Below are 22,722 nucleotides of genomic sequence, written 5' to 3' on the forward strand. Positions count from 1 at the left end.
TGGAAGTTTTTCTTGCGATATCAGGATGCCAATGCCCCGAAGTTTATACTTTCTGATATTATAAAAAACAAGCCCAGCCTATAGCCGGGCTTGTTCTATTCCAAACTCTTATTCCGCAGAACGCATATGCGGGAACAGCAGTACGTCACGGATAGAAGCCGAGTCGGTCAGCAGCATCACCAGGCGGTCCACCCCGATGCCCAAACCACCGGTCGGCGGCATCCCGTACTCGAGAGCACGGATGAAGTCCTCGTCCATTTCATGCGCTTCATCATTGCCTTGCTCACGCTCAAGCAGCTGTGCTTCGAAACGCTGACGTTGGTCGATCGGGTCGTTCAGCTCCGTAAAAGCGTTAGCATGCTCACGAGCTACGATAAACAACTCAAAACGATCCGTAAACCGCGGATCCTGCTCGTTCTTCTTCGCCAGCGGCGAGATCTCCACCGGATGTCCGTAAACGAACGTCGGTTGGATTAACGTCTCCTCCACAAATTGCTCAAAGAACGCGTTCAAAATATGACCGTACGTCATATGCGGCTCCACCGGAACATTATGCTCCTTAGCCAAACGATGCGCTTCTTCATTGCTCATTTGCACGCTGAAATCGACGCCGGTTACTTCTTTAACCGCATCAACCATAGACACGCGACGCCATTGCGGCTTCAAGTTAACCTCATGCCCTTGGTAGTGCACCACTTGAGTCCCCAGCACTTCCTGCGCGATATGGGAGATCAGATTTTCCGTGAGCGCCATAATATCTTTATAGTCGGCATACGCTTCATACAGCTCGATCATCGTAAATTCCGGGTTATGACGCGTCGAGATCCCCTCGTTCCGATAGACCCGGCCGATTTCATAGACTTTCTCCAAGCCGCCAACGATCAGGCGCTTCAAGTGAAGCTCGATCGCGATCCGCATATACAACTGCATGTCCAACGCATTGTGATGCGTAATAAACGGACGGGCGGCTGCACCGCCGGCAATGTTATGCAGCGTCGGCGTTTCCACTTCCAAATAGCCGAGGGAATCCAGGTAACGGCGCATCGATCGGATGATCTGCGAACGTTTGATAAACGTCTGCTGCACTTCAGGATTCACGATCAAGTCGACATACCGCTGGCGATAACGCAGCTCGACATCTTTCAAGCCGTGATATTTATCCGGTAACGGATACAGCGACTTCGACAGCACCTCTAGGTCCTTCACCTTGATCGTCGTTTCGCCGGTTTTGGTCTTGAACACCTCACCGGTTACCCCTACGATGTCCCCAAGGTCCAGAATGCTGAACGCCTGATACTTCACTTCAGGCACGCTGTCTTGACGGACATAAATCTGAATTTTGCCCGACAAGTCTTGCAGATGCGCAAAGCTGGCTTTACCCATGACCCGTTTAGCCATGATTCTTCCAGCGATGGTCACCTCGACGTGCTTCTCCTCCAATTCTTCCTTGGACAGCCCGTCATATTGCCGGAGAATGTCACCCGCCATATGGGTGCGTTCATATTTTTTGCCAAAAGGGTCGATCCCAAGCCCGCGCAGCTCGTCCAATTTATCACGGCGAATTTGCAGCAGCTCGCTGACCTCCATCGCTTCCTGGTTATTAATCTCTTCGCTCATTACCCTACTCCACTCCTTAATCCAGCTGAATTTGCTCGCCGACAAAAGAAACAGTGAAAGAAGCCTCCGCTGGGGAAGCTTCTTCTCTCGCTCATTCCGCCTTACTTCTTAATGTCCACGATTTTATATTGAATCACGCCTGCCGGAACGTTGACGTCCACGATGGCGCCTTTTTTCTTCCCAAGAATGGCTTTGCCGACAGGACTTTCATTCGAAATTTTGTTCTGCATCGGATCGGATTCCGCGGTCCCGACGATCGCATATTCCATCGTATCGCCGAATTCCAGATCTTCCACCGTCACGATCGAACCAATGCTTACCGTATCCGTGTCGATTTCATCGTTGTTGATGATCCGCGCGTTGCGCAGCATTTTCTCCAGAGTGATGATCCGTCCTTCAATAAATGCTTGCTCGTTCTTGGCGTCCTCATATTCCGAGTTCTCGCTGATATCCCCGTATCCGATGGCAACCTTGATCCGTTCCGCGACTTCACGGCGTTTCACGGATTTCAAGTTCTCCAATTCTTCTTCCAGTCTTTTCAGACCGTCTTGGGTAAGGATAACTTCTTTATCGCTCATCTCAACCGATTCTCCTGTCATGGAAAAAATTTTCGCACGGTACGTGCGGCACCTGAAAACTCCCCTGGAAAACGAACGATTCCCAAAAGGAATGGTTCCTTTGCCGTACCACTGCCGCCCAGGTGCATGGAAGCGCTCGCTTCCGGCCACAGTGATCACTTCGATTCTTGCTTGTTGTGTTAATTATATGCAATATGTGATAAGGGTCAGACCCTCATATGGGAGAGACTGGCACTTGAGGCGAATTTATATTGTGAAATTATAGGTGAACGATTCCGAAATGTCAATGACGCCCGATTTTACAAATGTAAACGTTTCATGTATAAGAGGTCCCCCCATGAGAGGACACCCCTCTCCACTTCAAACCTTAGGCGGACACCTCATCGCGCACCGTTCCCGCCGCCAAGTCGGCGACAAAATTCTCAAGAATCCGCACCATCTCATCCCGGTGGTTTTCTTCCATTATGAGGTCTTTGATGCGCGCCGCACCTTTCAACCCTTTCAAATACCAAGCCAAATGCTTGCGCATCTCGCGAACAGCAACAAGCTCGCCTTTCAGCGCCGCTAAACGGTCCATGTGCAGGATGGCAATGCGAATCTTCTCCTCCGCATCCGGCTCAGGAAGCAATACGCCTGTTTTCAAGTACTCGACGGTCCGGTACAGCATCCAAGGGTTGCCAAGCGCCCCGCGACCGATCATCACACCGTCGCAGCCGGTCTCATCCAACATCCGTTTCGCATCCTCGGGTGTCGCCACATCGCCGTTACCGATGACGGGAATCGACACCGCTTCCTTCACCTGGCGGATGTAACTCCAGTCCGCTTTACCGGTGTACAATTGCTCCCGAGTCCGGCCGTGAACGCTCACGGCTTTGCCGCCGGCTCGCTCAACCGCTTTGGCGTTGTCCACGACGTAGATGTGCTCCGCATCCCAACCAATGCGCATTTTCACCGTGACTGGCTTGCTTACCGCATCCACAACCGCCGCAACCATTTCGTATATTTTATTCGGGTCAAGCAGCCAGCGTGCGCCAGCGTCGCATTTCGTCACCTTCGGTACGGGGCAGCCCATATTAATATCGATGATATCGGCATTGGTTTCCTGATCGACGACTTTCGCCGCTTCTACGAGCGACGCGCGATCCCCGCCGAAAATTTGCAGGCTAAGCGGCTTTTCCCGCTCGTCCACAAAGAGCATTTCTCGAGTCCGCTTATTGCCGTGAAGGATTGCTTTATCGCTAACCATCTCAGCGCAGACAAGCCCTGTCCCAAATTCCTTGGCAATCAGACGGAAGGCCGGATTACATACGCCTGCCATCGGGGCAAGTACGACTTGGTTCTTCAATTCCACATCGCCAATCTTCAGCAAGATGGTTCCCTCCCATGCAATAAAATAGTTAAATCAGCGGTTCACTTCAGATCAGACTTTAGCTCCGCTAAGGATATTCCTAAACATTGTGCAATTTTAGTTAACATTTGATCATCTGCCCGGCGGTTCCCCCGTTCTACCGCGCCCAATAAGGCCAGGGATACGCCGGACTTCTCAGCCAGCTCTTGCTGGGTGAAGCCTTTTAGCTTTCGGAAAGCGCGGATGCGCTGTGCCAGTTGCATGTTTTCCAAAACCGGACGCCTTCCTTTCCATCTAAGTTGTCTAGGGCATTGTGAATCCGTTCAAACAGCCCGGAAGGCTCTCCTTCCGGCACGATGTCGGCCAAGGGAATGAGCACAAAAGCTCGCTCCATCATCCGCGGGTGCGGTAAGGTCAGAAGCGGTGTGTCCAACACCCTGCCGCCGGCCCATAACAAATCCAGGTCCACCGTCCGCGGCCCGAAGCGGATCGTACGCTCCCGTCCCAGCCGCAGTTCGATATCCAGCATGAAGGTCAGCAGCGCCTCAGGATCCAGCGACGTCCGGACAGCAACGGCCATATTCACAAAACAAGGCTGATCCAAATAACCTACCGGATCCGTCTCATATAGATTGGAGCAGCGCAATACCTCGATCTCAGGATGCTTCTGCAATTCCGAGATCGCCTGCATCAGGGTGGCCTCGCGGTCGCCCAGATTAGCCCCTAAAGCAATATAAGCCTCTGAAAGCTCAGAGGGAGATGTCGTAGTCATAAATATTAGCTCACTTTCTGGAACGATACAACTCGACCGTCACACCGTCAAAATGCACATCAAACGGCGGATGCGGCTTCGTAACTCGAACCGTTAACGCATCTACCCTAGTATAAGTGTCCAATACCGCAGATGCAATATGCTCCGCCAGGGCTTCGATGAGTTTGAAGCTTTTCTTCTCAACGATACCCTTGACCAGTTCATGCACTTCGGCATAATTTACCGTTTGAGTTAAGTCGTCGTTAACCCCGGCCTGCTGCAGATCCAGCGCGAGCTCCAAATCCACGTAAAAGCGCTGGCCGAGCTTACGCTCTTCCTCAAAAACACCATGGTACCCGTAATATTCCATGCGCCGCAGCACCATTTTATCCATTCATTTCAGCTCCCTTTACCGGCAAATGGGTCAAGCGTACACGATCGCATCACACATCTGCACGGTTTGCTTGATCTCCTTCACGTCATGAACGCGGACAATCTGACAGCCCTGCGCAATCCCCAGCGCCACGGTGGCCGCCGTTCCGAACACCACCTCATCGACCGGAAGGTCTAAGGCGGTACGAATAAATCGTTTACGGGACGTGCCAAGTAGCAGCGGGAACCCCAATGCCGCTAATTCGTCCAGCGCCTTCATCACGCGCAGATTCTCGAGATCGTCCTTGGCAAAACCGATGCCGGGGTCCAAAATGATATTTTCATCCTTAACGCCAGCCTTTCGAGCGATCTCCACACTCTCCCGCAAATCCGCAGCCACATCGGCAAGCAAATCGCGGTAATTGCGATCATGGCGGTTATGCATCAAAATCACCGGACAACCAAACTCCGCCGCCACTTCCGCCATCCGTGCCTCCGCCTTAAAGCCCCAGATATCATTAATGATATGCGCCCCGGCCTTCAACGCTTCGTACGCCACCTGCGCCTTGTACGTATCCACCGACAACGGAACGTGAGGAAGCTCGCGATGGAGTGCCTCGACGACAGGGATGACCCGTTCCAGCTCTTCCTGTTCACTTACGGGCACATGGCCCGGCCGCGTCGACTCCCCGCCGATATCAATGATATCCGCGCCCTCCGCAACCATCTCACGGGCATGCTGAACGGCAAGCTCCACATTATTGTAACGACCCCCATCGGAAAAAGAGTCCGGCGTCACATTCAAAATCCCCATCACCAGCGTGCGATCCCCTAATGTCAAAGAGGCCTCGCCCAGTTGGTAGCTTCGCTTATAAATGATCGGCTGCATCGCCACTCCTCGCTTTCTCCCTATATTTCCCCAACAACAGGCGCGTCATTGGTCCGATTTGCCCAGTCCCCACCGTGCGCCGCAACGTCCCTTGGCCGCCGGGCTGGCCGGGCTCTACCAGTTTCGTCACCGGCACGAGCTCCTGAATCGAATTCGTCAGGAAGACCTCGTCGGCCGCCAGCAGCTCGTCCCAAGTGTAGCGGCCTTCCTCCGCCGCAATCCCCTGCTCGGCCGCCAGCTCCAGCACCCTAGCGCGAGTAACGCCGGGGAGAATGCCGGTTTTCACATCCGGCGTATATAATCTACCATTTCGCACAAAAAATACATTGCTGACGATTCCCTCCGCCAGCCAGCCATCCGCCGTCAGCAACAGTCCCTCAGCGGGTGCAGCGGCAGGTCTACTCCCATGCGCATGCGCCGCAGGAGCATCCGCCGTGTGCTGTGCCTCGCGTTCCAACCGGGCGAGTTCGCGCTTCGCCAGCACGTTGTTCATATAATGCAGCGACTTGAAACGAACCTCGCCCTCCGGCGTATTCCGAGGCGTTGCCAGCCGCCACAACGGCTTCCCGTCCGTGTACAACGCCGCACTCGGCTCCGGCAGCGGCTTCACGTAGATCACGACCCTCGGCTTCTCGTAGTCGCCGGCAGGCAAGCCCAACGGCCCCTCGCCAGCCGTTACCGTATACCGAATGTAGCCTTCTTCCAATCCGTTCCGCTCGAGCAGCTCGGCAATTTCCGCTTCAACCCGGCCAAGATCAGCCTGGTACGCCATCCCGAGCGCCCTGCAGCCCGCCTCCAGCCGCTGTAGATGCCGATCCAGCAGGAACGGCCGCCCTCCGTACGTGCGGAATGTCTCGAATAACCCGATCCCGTACATAAAGCCGTGATCCATCACGGAGATCACGGCTTGATCGACCGGGGTCGGAACGCCATCCACCCCGATGTAATTCATGCTTTGGCTTCCGCCTTTCGGTTCAGGAAGTTACGGAGAATTTGGTGCCCATGCTGGGTAATGATCGATTCCGGGTGGAACTGCACGCCCTCGACGGCATACTCTTTGTGGCGCAGCCCCATGATCTCCCCTTCCGCCGTCTCTGCGGTAATCTCCAGGCAATCCGGCAGACTCTCGCGCTCCACAATCAGTGAATGGTACCGCGTAGCCGTGAAGGGCGACGGCAGGCCGGCAAACACCGATTCTCCCTGATGGTAAATGGGCGACGTCTTCCCATGCATCAGCCGCTCGGCACGGATCACCTTGCCGCCAAAGACTTGACCGATCGCCTGATGCCCCAGACAAACGCCAAAGATCGGGATAACCCCTTTAAAATGCTCAATCAAATCCAGCGTAATCCCGGCCTCATTGGGCGTACACGGGCCGGGGGATATTAAAATATGATCCGGCTGCAAAGCCTCAATACCCGCAAGATCGATCTCATCGTTGCGGCGGACAGTTACTTCCTCGCCTAACTCACCTAAATACTGCACCAGATTGTACGTGAAAGAATCATAGTTGTCGATCACTAAAATCATCTCATCTCATCTCCTGTCCTAGACTTTGTCCAGCTGGCTCTTCTTAAGTTCTTAAGTCTGTTGAACGGCCAGAGCAACGGCTCTGGCTTTGTTGAAGCATTCCCTGTACTCACGGTACGGGTCCGAATCGATGACGATGCCGGCACCCGTCTGCAAGTAGCCGACGCCGTCCTTCGCGACCAGCGTACGTATAATAATATTTAATTCGATATTCCCGGCATAGTCAATCCATCCCATCGCGCCGGTGTAGGGGCCTCTCGTAACAGGCTCCAGCTCCTCGATGATTTCCATCGTCCGCACTTTAGGCGCTCCGGTGATCGTTCCTCCGGGAAAAACAGCCGCAATCGCATCATAAACTGAATGATCCGAACTCAGCACCCCTTCAACCTCGGAGACCAAATGCATGACATGCGAGTACCGCTCCACGGCAAACAGCTCGCTGACCCGTACCGTCCCGTACTCCGCTACCCGGCCGATATCGTTGCGCAGGAGGTCGACCAGCATAATGTGCTCGGCCTGCTCTTTCTCGCTGGCAAGCAGCTCCGCCTCCATCTGCTGATCCTCCTCCGGCGTATGCCCCCGCCGTCTCGTCCCCGCAATCGGTCGGGTGCTGATCCGTCCTTGCTCCACCTTCACCAGCAGCTCCGGCGAAGCGGACACGAGCTGGAAGTCAGGGAACCGGAGCAGGCCCATATACGGCGAAGGATTCAACCTGCGCAGCTGCTCGTACACCCGCTCCGGCGAAGCGGCCAACGGAAAAGCCTGGCGCAGCGAAAGATTCACCTGGAATACGTCGCCGGCCGCGATATATTCCTGCACCCGAAGCACCGCCGCTTCAAACGCCTCCCGCGTCATTGAGACGGACATGCGGCGGCGTTCCATCTCCTCGTCGGTAAGCGAAGAAGGCTCTGCCGAACCTGCTGCGTCTACCGGGCCTGTCGCCGACGCATAAAAGCTCTTCCAACGGTCAGCCATTCGCATAGCCCGCGCTTCAGCGAGGTGATAGCTGTCACGCAGCTGATCCGGTGACGCCGACGCGATCGGGACATGGACGATGCAATACACGTCGCCTTCCGCTTGATCGATCACCCACAGCTCCTCCAACCGCATCCAGACGTAATCATCCAGGCCAAGATCGTCCTGCGCCAGGTTCGGCAGCCGCTCCAGCGATCGCGCTACGTCATAGGCGAGATAACCGACGGCCCCGCCGCTGAACTTGGGCAAACCCGGCCAACCTGGAGAACGGAACGGTTCCATCCAGTCCCGCAACAGGTCGAGCGGCTTGCCCGACACCACCGAAACTTCTCCTGAAGCGAGATCCTCCACCACGGCCTGATCGCCCTTGCCGCGAAGGACGGAGACCGGATTTAACCCCAAGAAGGTATAGCGTCCAACCTTGCCGCTTTCCAATACAAAGGCATACGGCCCGGCTTCCTCCCAAGCCCTGGACCAGTCCTCAGGCAAGCCGGCAGCCGCCAGCGGAATTTTGACCGCGAAGGGCAGCATCGTCCAGTTACCCGTGTCTGCCCATTCTTTCCATTGCTCCCAAGTCATTATCTTTTTCATCAAGCGCGCTGATCCCCCACATTTTCAGCCTGAAGAAGCTCTAGTCTTATTGGAAGCTAGTATACTAGAAGACGCCCTATAAGGAAAACACCTATCGCGAAAAATAAAAGACCCCAGACCGTTCGGTTGGAACGGCCGGGGGTTGTCATCGCTCTTACCGCGAAACGATTAAGCTTCGAAATTGTACAGCGGCGTGCTGAGATAGCGTTCGCCGTTACTTGGAATGACGGCAACGACACGTTTGCCTTTACCCAGTTGCTTCGCAACTTTTAATGCAGCAAATACGGCAGCGCCGGAAGAAATTCCGGACAGAATCCCTTCTTGTCTTGCTACAATACGCGCTTGCTCAAACGCTTCTTCGTTCTCGACATGAATGATTTCATCATAAATTTCACGGTTCAAAATTTCCGGAATGAAGTTCGCGCCAAGGCCTTGGATTTTGTGAGGACCTGGTCTACCGCCAGCCAAAATCGGCGATGCTGCCGGTTCAACTGCGTAAATTTTCAGATTCGGGAACCGTTTCTTCAATACTTCGCCTGCACCGGTAATCGTACCGCCTGTACCGATCCCTGCAACAAATGCATCCAGGCGTCCGTCCAGCGATTCGATGGCTTCAACGATTTCCGGCCCCGTCGTCTCGCGGTGGATCTTCACGTTCGCCTGAGTTCTAAATTGGTCTGCTAGGAAGTAATCCGGATTAGCGGCCAGCAGTTCTTCTGCTTTCTTCACCGCACCGTTCATACCTTCAGCCCCCGGCGTGAGGACAAGCTCTGCCCCATAAGCGCGCAGCAAGTTGCGGCGTTCCAAGCTCATCGTTTCCGGCATGACGATTACGGCTTTATAGCCTTTGGCTGCCGCCACCATCGCGAGGCCAATCCCTGTGTTACCGCTGGTTGCTTCGATAATCGTGCCGCCTGGTTTCAGCTTGCCGGCTTTTTCTGCTTCTTCTACAATGCTGATCGCAATCCGGTCCTTCACGCTGGAGCCTGGGTTTTGGTATTCCAGCTTCACGTAGATTTCGGCGCTGTCCTCCGGTACAACCCGGTTCAAACGGACCAGCGGCGTATCTCCGATCAATTCCGTAACATTGTTCACGACTTTTGCCATATCAAATATCCTCCCTTTGGATAAAAATAACCAAGTCGATCTGGCTGCCCACAAATGAAAGCTGAGATAATTTAGGATGCACGATTCATCGACTTTCATTTATTTCCGAGTAAATAAGTTGGTTTTCTAATTATAATCTTAACAACGCCGATCGGAGTTGTCAAGAAAAGTCACAAAAAATACTTTGCTTTCAAGGGACTTTTGCCCCCCGATCGCAAAGTATCTTGGACCTACCCAGCGGGTTAAGGGATACAGGCTCCCAGTATATATTTTTCTCTTGGCAATCTTATTTCTCGGTTTTGGCGATCAACTGGTCGATTTCCTCCGGCGTAAACAAGTACGGCTCATTGCAGAAATCGCACACAACCTCCGTCTCTTTTCCTTCATCCCGCAGCTCCTCCAGCTCCTGCTTGCCCAAGCTGATCAACGTGCGTTCAACCCGTTCCCGGGAACAGTTGCAGGAGAATACGATGTCCATCTCCTCCAGAACCTGCACATCCTTCACAATCCAACGAAGCATTTCGTCCAGCTCCAGCCCTTGGTCAAGCAAAGCCGTAACCGGCGGAAGCTGTCCAATAGCCTTTTCGATCGAATCAATCTCCGAATCGCTTAAGCCTGGCAGCAGTTGAATGATAAAGCCGCCGGCCACGATCACCGAGTTATCCACGTCCACCAAGACACCGAGTCCAACAGCGGATGGAGTTTGCTCCGATACGGCAAAATAATAGGTGAAATCCTCGCCCAGTTCACCGGAAATCAGTGGTACGCTCCCGCGATAAGGCTCCTTGAGCCCCAAATCCTTCGTGATATGGATAAACCCTTCGGTGCCGACTGCCCCGCGCACGTCCAGTTTCCCTTGGCTGTTGCTTGGCAAATGGACATGCGGGTTCTTGACGTAGCCGCGCACTTCGCCCTTGGCGTTCGCATCGGCAATGATTTGTCCGATCGGTCCGTCGCCCTTCACCTGAACGGTCAGCTTATCCTCGCCCTTGAGCATCGCACCCATCATGGCAGCAGCGGTCACCGTCCGCCCCAAAGCTGCGGTTGCCGTCGGATAGGTATCATGCCGGCGGCGCAGTTCCTCCACCAGCTGGGTCGTCCGCACCGCGAAGGCGCGCACTTTCCCGCCCATGGCGATCCCGCGGATTAACCGGTCTTGCTTATTGTTTTGGTCCATGTTGCGAAGGACCTCCTTTCATCCCTTAAAGGTCAATCAAACCCTTATTCTTCCCATGATCTATTATCCGCATTATTGATTGCGCTCGTAAATAATTCGAAGACCCTCCAAAGTCAATTGCGAGTTAACCTCCTCGATGGTGCGCGTTTCGCTGGCGATCAGCTCGGCTAACCCTCCGGTGGCAATAACCTTTGGTTTCGCGCCCATCTCCCGGGCAATCCGCTCAACAATGCCATCAACCTGGCCGGCATAGCCAAAAATAATCCCCGCCTGCATCGCATGCACCGTGTTGCGGCCGATCACCTTCTTCGGCTTCTCCAGTTCGATACGCGGCAGTTTGGAAGCGCGCTGATACAGCGCTTCGGTCGAGATGCCGATCCCCGGCACAATCGCGCCGCCAAGGTAATTGCCCGCAGCATCGATACAGTCAAACGTAGTGGCTGTGCCGAAGTCAACAACCACCAGCGGCCCGCCGTATTTCTCGATGGCAGCCACCGCGTTGACGATCCGGTCGGCACCAACCTCGCGTGGATTTTCGTAGCGCAGGTTTAGCCCGGTTTTGATGCCCGGACCCACGACCAGCGGCTTGTGATGCAAATATTTATCGCACAGCTCTTCCAGCACGTGCATTAACGGCGGAACAACCGAAGAGATGATCACGCCTTCCATCTCACTTGCCCGGATGCCCACCATATCAAACAGATTATGGATCAATACGCCGTACTCGTCCACCGTGGCTTGACGGTTCGTGCTGATGCGGAAATGATGGAGCAATTCCTTGCCCCGGTAAATCCCCAGCACGATATTCGTATTGCCTACATCGACTACAAGGAACATGCGCCTGTTAAGCCTCCTTTTTGCCGTTCAGGTCCAAACTGATATCCAGGCTTTCAAAAGAATACGTCAACCGTCCCACGGAAATGACGTCTACGCCGCTCTCAGCAATGCCGCGGATCGTTTCCAGCGACACGTTGCCCGACGCTTCCACCGTCACATGCGGCGCTTTCGCCTTGATTCGGCGCACCGCTTCCTTCATCAGATCGGGCGCCATGTTGTCAAGCATAATGATATCCGCTCCAGCTTGCAGCGCTTCCTCGACCTGCTCCAGGTTTTCCGTCTCCACCTCAATGGTCATCGTGTGCGGAATCTGAGCGCGGGCGCGGCTGACCGCTTGGGTGATCCCCCCGGCCCCTTTGATATGATTATCCTTGATCATCACCGCGTCATACAACCCGAAGCGGTGATTCGAACCTCCGCCGGTGCGGACAGCATACTTCTCCAGCATCCGATGTCCCGGCGTCGTCTTGCGCGTGTCCACCAAGCGGGTTGGCAGGCCGCCAAGCGCCTCGACGAACATGTTCGTCCGCGTAGCGATACCGGACAGACGCTGCAGCAAATTCAGCGCTAACCGCTCCCCGATTAATATGCTATGCGTGCTTCCTTCGACTTCAGCCAGAATCGTACCTTTCTCGATGCGTTCGCCGTCCTTCACGTGCGGCGTAAACGTCAGGCTCGGGTCCACGATCTCAAAGACGAGCTGAGCCACCGGCATTCCGGCAACGATGCCGCCCTGCTTGGCGTGAATGATCCCTTTGGATTCATGGCCGGCAGGGATCGTGACGGCGGTCGTCACGTCCCCGGAGCCTACGTCCTCCTTCAGCCAGCCGCGGATGGACTCCACGAGCCCTTCATGATATCCATTAAACATCATCGCTAATTTCCTCCAACATTCCTTGATCCCGCTGCCACAACAAATGCTTGCGCCACTTCGCGTCATTGCGTTCCGGGAAGTCCTCGCGGTAATGTCCGCCCCGGCTCTCCTCGCGGGCCAGCGCCGCTTTGGCCAGCAGTAGCGCGCAGGTCAACATATTGGCATACTCCCATTGGTCACGGGTATGCAGCGCCTGACTAAAAATCGCCTTGTGATTCTCCAGCTCCTCGATGCCCTTGGCAAGCCCCTCTGCCGTGCGGCGCAGGCCAATGCGGCGCACCATCGTCTTCTGCAGGTCGAGGCGGCGTTCCACCAGAGAGAACGGAGCAGGCGCCATGCGGCCGCCATGGTAAGCAACCGTCTCGCCCGTTCGAGTGCGCGGCGGCAGCTCCTGAATCCGCTGGATAATCCGGCGGCCGAACACAATCGCTTCCGACAACGAGTTGCTGGCGAGCCGATTGGCGCCGTGTACGCCGGTCGACGAAACCTCACCGCAGGCGAACAACCGTTGCACGCTCGTCTCGCCATAATGGTTGACGCGAACGCCTCCCATCATATAATGCGCTGCCGGAGCGACCGGAATCCAGTCACTTGTTAAATCGAGCCCATAACGCAGGCAGGTTTCGTAAATCGTTGGAAAACGGGCCTTGATCTTCTCCGGATCTTCATGCGTGATATCGAGATAAACGATACTTGCCCCCGCCGCTTCCATCTCGCTCACGATCGCCCGCGCTACGATATCCCGCGGCGCCAGCTCCAGCAGCTCATGGTATTTGCTCATGAACCGCTCGCCTTTAATATTCCGCAGCACGGCCCCTTCGCCGCGAACTGCCTCGGAAATGAGAAACCGCGGGGCGCCCGGGTAACATAACGAAGTCGGGTGAAATTGAATAAACTCCATATCACGCAGCACCGCTCCCGCCCGGTAAGCGATAGCAACACCGTCCCCCGTGGCTACCTCGGGATTGGTCGTATAGCGGTACAGCTGCCCGGCTCCGCCGGAGCATAAAATCGTAGCATTTCCGCGTAAGAACACACGCTGCCCGTCAGGCCGCTGCACGAGCGCCCCCAGGCATTCGTTCTCCTCCGTAATCAAATCGATCACATAATGATTGTCCCAAACCTCGATGTTAGGATGGGCGTCCGCCTGCTCGGACAGGGCTCGCACGATCTCATACCCCGTCGCGTCCCCATGCGCATGCAAGATGCGGCGATGGCTATGCGCTCCCTCTTTCGTCAGAGCCAGCTCCCCGTTTTCCAGATCGAAGGCCGTGCCCAGCTTCATCAGTTCTCTAACGCCTTCCGGCCCTTCATTTACGAGAATGTCAACCGCTTTGGAGGAGCATAATCCCGCGCCGGCCAGCAGCGTATCCTGACGGTGATAGGCCGGGGAATCGTCCTCAGAGATCACGGCGGCAATCCCGCCCTGCGCATACCGGGTATTGCTTTCCAGCATGGATTTCTTCGTGACTAGGATTACGCGATTCTTTTCACTTGCTTTGATAGCCGTAAAAAGACCAGCAATCCCCGAACCGATCACAATCACATCCGTATCCACGACCGTCAATCGGCTTGCCTCAAAATCAACCAAATATTGTGGAATCACGTTCGTCACCTATCTTGAACAAGAGAGTAGCGCATGCTACTTAACTTGTAACATGCGCTCTAAGGATAATCTGGCTTTGTCGGCAACGACGGGTGGTACGTAAATTTGCGGTTGCATCGTTTCCAGGCATTTCACCAGTTTCTTCAGGTTATTGACTTTCATGTTCGGGCATACCAGATATTTCGTGGCAAAATGGAACGTTTTGTCCGGGCTGTCTTTACGCAGCTGATACCCCGTTCCATCCTCCGTGCCCACGATAAACTCCTTCGCGGAGGAATTTTTGCAGTAATCGATGATCGCCGTGGTGCTGCCCACGAAATCGCCCATCGCCACCACTTCCGGACGGCATTCCGGATGCACGACAAACTCGGCGTTGGGATATTTCGCTTTCATCTCAACGACGTCTTTCACGGTCAGCATATCATGCGTGTTGCAGTAGCCTTCCCAAATAATCAGCTTCTTGTCAGTATGTTGCTGCACGTAATGGCCAAGGTTCTTATCCGGCACCCAGATAATTTCGTCCGCATCCACGGAGTTAATTACCTTCACCGCATTGGAGGAGGTGCAGCAGATGTCCGTTTCCGCTTTAATTTCTGCGGAAGAGTTAATATAGGTCACCACTTTGGCGTTCGGGTGTTGAGCCTTTAGCTTGCGCAAGCCTTCGACGTTCACCATATCGGCCATTGGGCAGCCCGCACGTTCGTCAGGAATAAGCACCGTCTTGTTCGGCGCCAAAATCTTAGCGCTTTCGCCCATGAAATGCACGCCGCAGAACACGATCGTATCCGCATCCGTCGAAGCGGCCTTCTGAGCGAGCAAAAAAGAATCGCCCCGGAAATCCGCTACCTCTTGAATTTCATCCCGCTGATAATAATGCGCCAGTATGATGGCATTGCGTTCTTTCTTGAGCTGAACCAGTCTTTCCCGCAATTCGCGGTTCATTTCGGCTTTACGCTCAAGCGCTAGAGCCTCCACTTGAATTCCTCCCCCATAAGCTCATGTATCGTCTGTTGCTGTATTAACCCCATCCTGGCTCTCTATCTCTTCGCGTCGTCCGGGATTCTTGCTGCGTTGTATGACAATCCTGCGTGAAACGGCAAGAACGTATTAAATTTCACACGGTGTTTACCAACTAATTTACACAAGGTGAAAGGCACTGTCAATGCGCCGTCCGGGTGCGTATAGCCCCAATAGCCTTTGATAATGCAGGAAAAATAAGGATTACCGAGGGGATACGCGCGTTCAGGAATAACTAAAATTTTAAGAAAAAGACCTTTGATTTCTCGTCCCCATCAATGTATTCGATTTTTCGCATACAAAATACGGCTTACGCCAATATTCCCGGATTCTATTCGGTTTTTCATACAGAATTTAGGTATACCTCAGCTTATGGTGCAAATATATACGAAATTTCATATAGATTCCGTTAAAATCACCAGATCCGCCAAACTGTATTCGATTTTTCGCATACATCTGAACGTAAGAAAAACGTCTATCGACGTACATTCAATGTAGCCAGACCGCGTTTAGCGGAAGTTTTTCTTGCGATATCAGGATGCCGATCCCCCGAAGTTTATACTTTCTGATATCTAAAAAAATCCGGGAAACTTGAGGTTTCCCGGATTAGGTCTTTGCTGGTATGGTTACACGGTTGGCGTGCTGCCACCATTGTTTGGATCCTTGCCTTCGTCCGCCGAATCGGCTTGACCAGGCGTATCGCTGACGGTACCTTGCGGTGCGTCAACAACCGGATCGTTCGTCCGATCGCTGGCGGTGCCGCCCGGAACGTCATTTGGGATATCCCCGACCGGAGCAGCAGGCGCCGAATCCTCGGTTTTGCCTTGAATGCGAACGCGAACGTCACCCACGCTGTCGATCGACGGCTCACCCGGCTCGGAGGAACCGCTGCCGCCATCTTGGCCGTCTTTCTTCAAGCCGTCCAGCGTACCGGTTTCGATCAGCGACTTGATTTGCTCGAGCTCCAAGGTTTCCACTTCAAGCAGCGTTTCCGCAATGAGGTGAACTTCCTTGGCGTGCTCGGTCAGCAGCTGCTTACAACGTTCATAACATTCGTTGATGAACCGCTGCATTTCCTGATCGATCTCGTAAGCGATTTGATCACTGTAGTTCTGCTCGTGCCCGATATCGCGGCCCAGGAACACTTGGCCTTGCGATGTGCCGAACTGCATCGGACCGAGCTTCTCGCTCATCCCGTATTCAATGATCATGCTGCGCACGATGTTGGTCGCTTGCTGGAAGTCGCTGTATGCGCCGGTTCCGATCTCGCCGATAAACAGCTCCTCGGATACGCGGCCGCCAAGCAGACCGGTTACCCGATCCAGCAGCTCGTTCTTCGTGGCCAGCATACGGTCTTCCTTCGGTAACATAATGACATACCCGCCGGCGCGGCCGCGTGGAATGATCGTTACCTTGTGCACCATGTCGGCATGCTCCAAGAAGTAACCCACAATCGTATGGCCCGCTTCGTGGTAAGCCACGATGCGCTTCTCGCGGTCGCTGATAACGCGGCTGCGTTTCTCAGTACCGACAATAACGCGGTCGATCGCTTCGTCTACTTCCGTCATGGAAATATCTTTGCGGTTCCGCCGTGCTGCCAGGAGGGCCGCTTCGTTCAGCAGGTTCTCCAGGTCAGCGCCGGTAAAGCCCGTCGTACGCTTCGCGATCACGTCCAACTTGACGTCTTTAGTCAGCGGCTTGTTGCGCGCATGCACTTTCAAGACCGCTTCGCGGCCCTTCACATCCGGACGGTCCACCGTGATTTGACGGTCAAAACGTCCCGGACGCAGCAAGGCTGGGTCCAGAATATCTGCACGGTTCGTCGCAGCGATGATGATAATGCCCTCGTTGCCGCTGAAGCCGTCCATTTCTACGAGCAATTGGTTAAGCGTTTGTTCGCGTTCATCATGACCGCCGCCAAGTCCAGCGCCCCGCTGACGACCTACGGCGTCAATTTCGTCGATAAAGATGATACAAGGCGCATTCTTCTTCGCGTTCTCGAACAAATCCCGCACGCGGGAAGCGCCGACCCCAACGAACATTTCCACGAAGTCAGAACCGGAAATGCTGAAGAACGGAACCCCTGCTTCACCGGCAACAGCGCGGGCAAGCAAGGTTTTACCGGTACCCGGAGGGCCTACAAGCAGAACGCCTTTCGGAATTCTTGCCCCCACGGCCGAGAACTTCCGCGGATCTTTCAGAAACTCAACGACTTCGACAAGCTCCTGCTTCTCTTCATCGGCACCTGCGACATCCTCAAACGTAACTTTCTTCTTCTCTTCATTATAGAGGCGCGCCCGGCTCTTGCCGAAGTTCATCACTTTGCCGCCGCCGCCCTGCGCTTGATTAAACAAGAAGAAGAACAGAATGAACATGATCGCAAGCGGAACGATCGAAGTTAGGAAGGTGAGCCAGATGCTTTCGCCCTGCATCTTCTTCCATTCTAAACTAAAACCGTTCTGTTCGCTGTATGCGATGATCTCTTTAACGACATTCTCGTCAAAAGGCACATACAAAGAGAAATTCTTCGTCTTGTCGTTTCCGACAGCTTCCTTATACTTACCGGTTACCAGATAAGCGTAACCGTCAAATTTAACGGTTAGATCAGCAACATTATTATCCTTCAGTTCCTGACGTAAGTCCGAATACTTAGGGGTGACGGTTGCTTCTTGTCCGCCATTGAGGAATTGGACGATGCCCACCACGACTAAGAAAAGTATTAAATAAAAACCAGAATTCCGGATGAACCGATTCATCCCCTACCTCCTCTCAAGACCTTAAGTTATTTTACCATAGCCAATCTCGCCATTTCAAAATTCCGGCAAGGGTGGTCCTTCGTCCAAGCGGACGACGAAATCAACTGGTGTAAATCTCCGGCTTCAGAACTCCGATGAATGGGAGGTTACGGTATTTCTCGGCATAATCCAGACCGTATCCGACAACGAAAGCGTCCGGAAGAACGAACCCTGACAGGTCCGCTTGCAAATCCACCGTACGCCGCGCCGGTTTGTCAAACAGCGTAACGATTTTAACCGATTTGACCTTGCGCCGTTCAAGCACATCAATCAAATAGCTGAGCGTCAGCCCGCTATCGATAATGTCCTCCACGATCAAGATATCGCGGCCTTCCACGGAGGTATCCAAATCCTTGATGATCTTCACTTCCCCGGAAGAACGGGTTCCCGCTCCATAACTGGAGACAGCCATAAAGTCGAGCTCGATCGGTACCGTAATTTCCTTCACCAGATCGGCCATAAAAATAAAAGCGCCTTTCAAGATACAGATCACGAGCGGGTTACGCCCTTCGTATTCCGCACTCAGCTGTTTGCCCAACTCAGCAACCTTCTCTTGAATTTGTTCCCGCGTAATCAAAATTTCCTGGATATCGTTTAGCAAAATGAGTGAACCTCCTACGTTATTCTATGAATGCCGATCTTTCGCTAATCCTCAAGGTGTGCGCCCCGGATCTGGACGCGGCGTTAGAACCATATGCACAACTGTGGTCGTGCGCGGGTTCACCGCAGCAACTGCGGAACGGCGAACGCCGGGAATCCACAGGATCCGGCCTGCGGCATCCGTGACCATCGGGATGCGGGAGCGGAGGGATGGCGGTATTTTCGCATCGATGAAAATATCTTTTACCTTTTTGCTGCCGTTTAATCCCATAACTTTCATCACGTCTCCCGGTAATCGGGAACGCACGGTAAGCGGATAGACCAGCTCATCCGCATCAAATTTCGCTTCGTTATTTCCTTCTGCCTTAACGTGAAGCTCCCTGCCGGCGCCATACCGCGTGATTCGCAAGCTCTGGCTCAGGCCCTCGATCGGCACCTCTGCCGGAAATTGTTCCACCAAATATGTATAATGAGGAATCCGACTTTCTACTGCCGGGGGGATAAAGCGTATCCTGTCATATTCGCGTACGCACTTGACGCCGCCGCCGAGATCTAAGCTCCACGTCGTGGGCCGATCTTGAATCGTCCCTTGACGAATTGCCTCGACCTTGACAAAATCGCGATCCTCCGTACTTAAAGGCAGATAATTTAATATTAGTTTAATCAACCTCCGTTGTAAAGCAACATGTAAACCGGAGAAAAGAGGGGCTTCAAACGAGAGAATCCCGTCCTCCGTCCGCACAAGCTCAGCGTACAACCTCATCGCTTCCTGATGCAGGTAATCGTCTTCTGCTGCAGTCAGCACCGCCAACCGGTTCAGCGATTCCGGCAACTGACCATTATATTGCCCTAAAAATGGCAACACATCCAGCCGAATCGAATTTCGCGTCATCTCTTTATCCAGGTTGCTGCTGTCTTCGACGTAAGCCAGCCCGGATTCGCGGCACGCCTGGAGCAAATCCGTCTTGTATATACGGAGCAAGGGGCGGATAAGTTCCACATTTTTTTCGCGGCGTTTGGGTCGCATTCCGGCTAATCCGGAGGGCCCGCTGCCCCGCAGCAGCCGCATCAGCACCGTCTCGGCCTGGTCATCGGCATGATGGGCAAGCGCGATGGACGATGCCCCATAACGCTCGGCCACCTGATGCAAATATTCGTACCGCTTCTCCCGAGCCGCCAGCTCCAGGCTTTGCCCCGTTTCCTTCATATAAGCACGCACATCCGCGTACCCCAATTCAAAGGGGATACCAAGCCGCTCGGCGAGCTCACGGACAAATTCCGCATCCCGATCCGCCTCGTCGCCGCGTAAGCCGTGATGCAGGTGCGCGCAGATCAGTTGGAGTCCCAGCGCCTTGTCCCCGGCGATTTCCTTCATTATATGCAGCAGCACCGTAGAATCGACCCCGCCGGACACCGCCACAACGATAACATCTCCGGGCAACCATAACTGTTCCTGCCTGCCAAAACGGCGAACCTGCTCCGTTAATCGGTACAGTGTGGTTTCTTTCATCGGATACCCCCTCTCCCTTCCCTCAAAAATGAGTTCGTAAACGTAACGGACTGGAAGGACTCTATTTGCCCATTTCCCGGCAATTTCCCAACCTAACGGACCCCAGTGACCTTAAGTGGCCTTTTAATGGACCAGATTGCCGCTGTTATCCGAAATAAGGTCTCCTCAGTCCGTTAGAATCGGAGGAAGTCCAATCGCAAGCGAATAGCGTCTCTGGTGTCCGTTAGCTTCGGAAGCCCACCGCCTAAAACCTAAAAGTCAAATAAAGCGCACAGGCAAGCAACGTCAGCGATACCGCAAACGCCCCGACGATCCATCCCGGGGTCGTAGACCGCGTCCGGCGCCGCGGAGTGAAACGGCGGGTGACCATCTCCTTCCACAACCGGCACGCTTCCGCCGTATCCCGGAACTCCCCATGGAGAGCCCGCTTCAACCAGGCGCGGTACGGCGCCAACGTCTCATACCCGTCGACGATGGCGATAAGATCGCTGCGGCTGCGCGTTTGCGGCAGCTGAGTCGCCGCTTTCTTTAACGCACTCTCAGCAAGCAAATGAATGCAGACAACCGCGAAGGAGAACCAGTCATACGCGGGATCCGCTGTACGGCTTCCCGCCCCCCAGAAACCGCGGTCGTACCACTCCGTAAACTGCTTTACGCTGTGCCCTTCACTTGTTACTCCGCCGTAATCGATCAGCTCGACTTCGCCATAAGCCCCTACGAGCACGTTCTCCGGCTTAAGGTCACCAAACACCCAGCCGGAATGGTGCAGCCGTCCGAGCTGTTGCAGCAGCTGAAGGCCAGCCACGTCCAGCCAGCGCGGCCCCCGCCGGGCCAAAAAGGCGCGCAGCGGCTCCCCTTGCACATAGCGCATAACGTAGAAAGGAATCTCCCTTCCCTGGTAAGTGAAGTCGTCCACCTCCACCAGGTAATTGAGATCCCGTTCCGCCGCACCCCGCCGCCGGCCTTGACGCTGCAGCGCTTTCAGCACATTGATTTCCGATTGAATATCCAGCGTATCGAAGCCCAGCTTCAGAGCGTATAATTTTCCGTTTTTCTCCCGTTTCACCAGGAATACAACGCCGTTAGCCCCTTGCCCGAGCAAACGCTGGATCACATACCGACCGCCGTTCCAGCGTCCGATAATCCGCGTTCCCTGCGGCAGGGGAATTTTAGACGACGTAGTCGCCGAGGATTCCATCTTGTCCCTCCGTCTTCTCACGCCAAGACTTACCATGTTCATTCAGTGTACCATATCGCATAAAATCCATCACCTTCAGAAGCGCAGGTCCGGTTGGCGTTGCCCCTCTCATGACGAGGCGTTGGAAGATGGAACGGGCAGACCCCAGATCGCTGGTCCATTCCACATCCAGGACGGCATCCTCTCCGCTGTGCGAGCCGGGAAAATGGAAGACGGCCAGCTGGCTCTCCCCTTTCCGCGAGCTCAAGCTCAACATCATATCCCGAATCGCTTCCTCCACGGCCCGGAGCTTCGGCTTCATGCTGGCGCTGGCATCAATGAGAAGCGCCACCTGCAGCGAGCTGTTCTCGCTCAGCTCGTCGATCACCTCGACGACCTGCGAGCGCTGCTCTGGCGGCAAGTCACTAACCGTCTGATCGCCTAGGATCTGCCGGATCTCTTTATGAACCGCCTGTTGAATCGTCTGGACGACCGTTTTTCGCGTCATCATCTGCATCGTCTGAGCCAGGTTCTCGGTTCCGACAATCCGGCTCATCCCGCCGCCGGCCTTGGCGATTTCAGCGATCTCCAGACTCCCCAGCTCGCCAATCGTACCGTAATCGACAATCCCCACCACATTTACGGTGATTCCTTCCTGCCTTGCCAGCGCCGCAGCCATCACCGGACTTTCCCCGACATTGGAACACCCGTCCGTAATCAACATAATCTGTTTCATCTCATCATCCCGCCTTTCAAATAGATAGAGTTCAACATTCTCGTATCTATCATTTCCAGCTAGGATAGAATTCAAACCAGCTGCGCGAAGAAAGACCCGGCCCGAGGCCATCACTTCCTTATAAAAAAGAAAGGAACCTAAGACAGTCGCCTTAAGTTCGATAGAATCCAGAATTATCTGCATATTTATGCACAATGCGCATTTCGAGAATCCCCATATCCGGGTCCTCCTTATCCATCAGGATCTCCCAATAGTCAGGAGCCAGGGCTCTGAGTTGTTGATAGTCTTCCCGATGTAGCCTTACGCCGGCAAAGCGGTTGTTGTCAAAAACATAATCCTGCTCCGCCCGCAGCCCGAATTTGATCTCCAGCAAGCTCCGCAGTCCGCCCACTGTCATGAACTTAAACCGGTAGCCTTCCGATAGAGCTTGCTTGACCTCATCCAAATGCTCCTGGAGGTATTCCACAAATCCGTCCCACTGCAGCTCCGGATTAACTCGCTGCTGCAATTCAGCGGCATCCTTGCGCTCCAGCAGCTCCACGAGCTCCGCGCCTTGGATGCCCTTCGCCCGAATCATCTCCAATCGCAGCGCATAGAGCTGCGGCAAGCTGGCTTTTGGTGCTGTCAAAAGCATG

The 22,722-nt window shown here is 54.3% G+C and carries 22 protein-coding genes; all 22 read right to left on the reverse strand.

Annotated elements, in window-relative coordinates; genetic code table 11:
• Positions 1-108: 108 nt before the first annotated feature.
• The gene (gene lysS, locus POTG_RS18065; RefSeq protein ID WP_009226296.1) at positions 109-1,617 is read right to left on the reverse strand and encodes a lysine--tRNA ligase; all 1,509 of its coding nucleotides are present in this window, start codon (positions 1,615-1,617) and stop codon (positions 109-111) included.
• Positions 1,618-1,718: 101 nt separating this feature from the next.
• Positions 1,719-2,195, reverse strand: coding sequence for a transcription elongation factor GreA (greA, locus tag POTG_RS18070; protein WP_009226297.1), 477 nt, complete (start codon positions 2,193-2,195; stop codon positions 1,719-1,721).
• Positions 2,196-2,562: 367 nt separating this feature from the next.
• Entirely contained in the window at positions 2,563-3,564 is a 1,002-nt protein-coding gene (gene dusB, locus POTG_RS18075; RefSeq protein ID WP_009226298.1) for a tRNA dihydrouridine synthase DusB, read from the reverse strand.
• Positions 3,565-3,605: 41 nt separating this feature from the next.
• Positions 3,606-3,815 carry a helix-turn-helix domain-containing protein gene (locus POTG_RS23325; RefSeq protein WP_009226299.1) on the reverse strand — a complete coding sequence of 70 codons (210 nt, stop codon included), beginning with the start codon at positions 3,813-3,815 and terminating at the stop codon, positions 3,606-3,608.
• Entirely contained in the window at positions 3,767-4,315 is a 549-nt protein-coding gene (folK, locus tag POTG_RS18085; RefSeq protein WP_009226300.1) for a 2-amino-4-hydroxy-6-hydroxymethyldihydropteridine diphosphokinase, read from the reverse strand. Before folK ends, POTG_RS23325 begins: the two co-directional genes overlap by 49 nt.
• 10 nt (positions 4,316-4,325) lie before the next feature.
• Positions 4,326-4,688 carry a dihydroneopterin aldolase gene (gene folB, locus POTG_RS18090; protein ID WP_009226301.1) on the reverse strand — a complete coding sequence of 121 codons (363 nt, stop codon included), beginning with the start codon at positions 4,686-4,688 and terminating at the stop codon, positions 4,326-4,328.
• 30 nt (positions 4,689-4,718) lie between these two features.
• A complete protein-coding gene (gene folP / locus POTG_RS18095; protein ID WP_036646185.1) occupies positions 4,719-5,555 on the reverse strand; it encodes a dihydropteroate synthase in 837 nt (278 codons plus the stop codon).
• Positions 5,536-6,507, reverse strand: coding sequence for an aminotransferase class IV (locus POTG_RS18100; RefSeq protein ID WP_009226303.1), 972 nt, complete (start codon positions 6,505-6,507; stop codon positions 5,536-5,538). The genes folP and POTG_RS18100 overlap by 20 nt, the downstream gene beginning before the upstream one ends.
• Complete coding sequence (gene pabA, locus POTG_RS18105) at positions 6,504-7,085, reverse strand: aminodeoxychorismate/anthranilate synthase component II (RefSeq protein ID WP_009226304.1); 582 nt, start codon at positions 7,083-7,085, stop codon at positions 6,504-6,506. The genes POTG_RS18100 and pabA overlap by 4 nt, the downstream gene beginning before the upstream one ends.
• A gap of 51 nt (positions 7,086-7,136) precedes the next feature.
• Positions 7,137-8,651, reverse strand: coding sequence for an anthranilate synthase component I family protein (locus tag POTG_RS18110; protein ID WP_036646154.1), 1,515 nt, complete (start codon positions 8,649-8,651; stop codon positions 7,137-7,139).
• A 168-nt stretch (positions 8,652-8,819) separates the two neighbouring features.
• Positions 8,820-9,758 carry a cysteine synthase A gene (cysK, locus tag POTG_RS18115; RefSeq protein ID WP_009226306.1) on the reverse strand — a complete coding sequence of 313 codons (939 nt, stop codon included), beginning with the start codon at positions 9,756-9,758 and terminating at the stop codon, positions 8,820-8,822.
• Between the two features lie 286 nt (positions 9,759-10,044).
• Complete coding sequence (gene hslO / locus POTG_RS18120; RefSeq protein WP_009226307.1) at positions 10,045-10,935, reverse strand: Hsp33 family molecular chaperone HslO; 891 nt, start codon at positions 10,933-10,935, stop codon at positions 10,045-10,047.
• A 72-nt stretch (positions 10,936-11,007) separates the two neighbouring features.
• Complete coding sequence (locus POTG_RS18125) at positions 11,008-11,772, reverse strand: type III pantothenate kinase (protein ID WP_009226308.1); 765 nt, start codon at positions 11,770-11,772, stop codon at positions 11,008-11,010.
• Between the two features lie 7 nt (positions 11,773-11,779).
• Positions 11,780-12,646 carry a carboxylating nicotinate-nucleotide diphosphorylase gene (gene nadC, locus POTG_RS18130; protein ID WP_009226309.1) on the reverse strand — a complete coding sequence of 289 codons (867 nt, stop codon included), beginning with the start codon at positions 12,644-12,646 and terminating at the stop codon, positions 11,780-11,782.
• Positions 12,636-14,252: an L-aspartate oxidase gene (gene nadB / locus POTG_RS18135; protein WP_036646156.1), complete on the reverse strand. Its 1,617-nt coding sequence runs from the start codon at positions 14,250-14,252 to the stop codon at positions 12,636-12,638. Before nadB ends, nadC begins: the two co-directional genes overlap by 11 nt.
• A 36-nt stretch (positions 14,253-14,288) precedes the next feature.
• The gene (gene nadA / locus POTG_RS18140; protein ID WP_009226311.1) at positions 14,289-15,227 is read right to left on the reverse strand and encodes a quinolinate synthase NadA; all 939 of its coding nucleotides are present in this window, start codon (positions 15,225-15,227) and stop codon (positions 14,289-14,291) included.
• A 668-nt stretch (positions 15,228-15,895) separates the two neighbouring features.
• Positions 15,896-18,025, reverse strand: a complete 2,130-nt coding sequence (ftsH, locus tag POTG_RS18145; protein WP_009226312.1) for an ATP-dependent zinc metalloprotease FtsH — start codon at positions 18,023-18,025, stop codon at positions 15,896-15,898.
• A gap of 100 nt (positions 18,026-18,125) precedes the next feature.
• Positions 18,126-18,665 carry a hypoxanthine phosphoribosyltransferase gene (gene hpt, locus POTG_RS18150; RefSeq protein ID WP_009226313.1) on the reverse strand — a complete coding sequence of 180 codons (540 nt, stop codon included), beginning with the start codon at positions 18,663-18,665 and terminating at the stop codon, positions 18,126-18,128.
• Between the two features lie 51 nt (positions 18,666-18,716).
• Positions 18,717-20,174 (reverse strand): tRNA lysidine(34) synthetase TilS, encoded by a 1,458-nt coding sequence (gene tilS / locus POTG_RS18155; protein WP_009226314.1) that lies wholly within the window; start codon positions 20,172-20,174, stop codon positions 18,717-18,719.
• A gap of 244 nt (positions 20,175-20,418) precedes the next feature.
• Complete coding sequence (locus POTG_RS18160) at positions 20,419-21,372, reverse strand: serine/threonine protein kinase (RefSeq protein WP_009226315.1); 954 nt, start codon at positions 21,370-21,372, stop codon at positions 20,419-20,421.
• A complete protein-coding gene (locus POTG_RS18165) occupies positions 21,344-22,087 on the reverse strand; it encodes a VWA domain-containing protein (protein WP_009226316.1) in 744 nt (247 codons plus the stop codon). The genes POTG_RS18160 and POTG_RS18165 overlap by 29 nt, the downstream gene beginning before the upstream one ends.
• A gap of 151 nt (positions 22,088-22,238) precedes the next feature.
• A complete protein-coding gene (locus POTG_RS18170) occupies positions 22,239-22,721 on the reverse strand; it encodes a hypothetical protein (protein ID WP_442852591.1) in 483 nt (160 codons plus the stop codon).
• Position 22,722: the final 1 nt, after the last annotated feature.

The organism is Paenibacillus sp. oral taxon 786 str. D14, assembly GCF_000159955.1.
In the GTDB taxonomy this organism is placed as follows: Bacteria; Bacillota; Bacilli; order Paenibacillales; family Paenibacillaceae; genus Fontibacillus; species Fontibacillus phoenicis.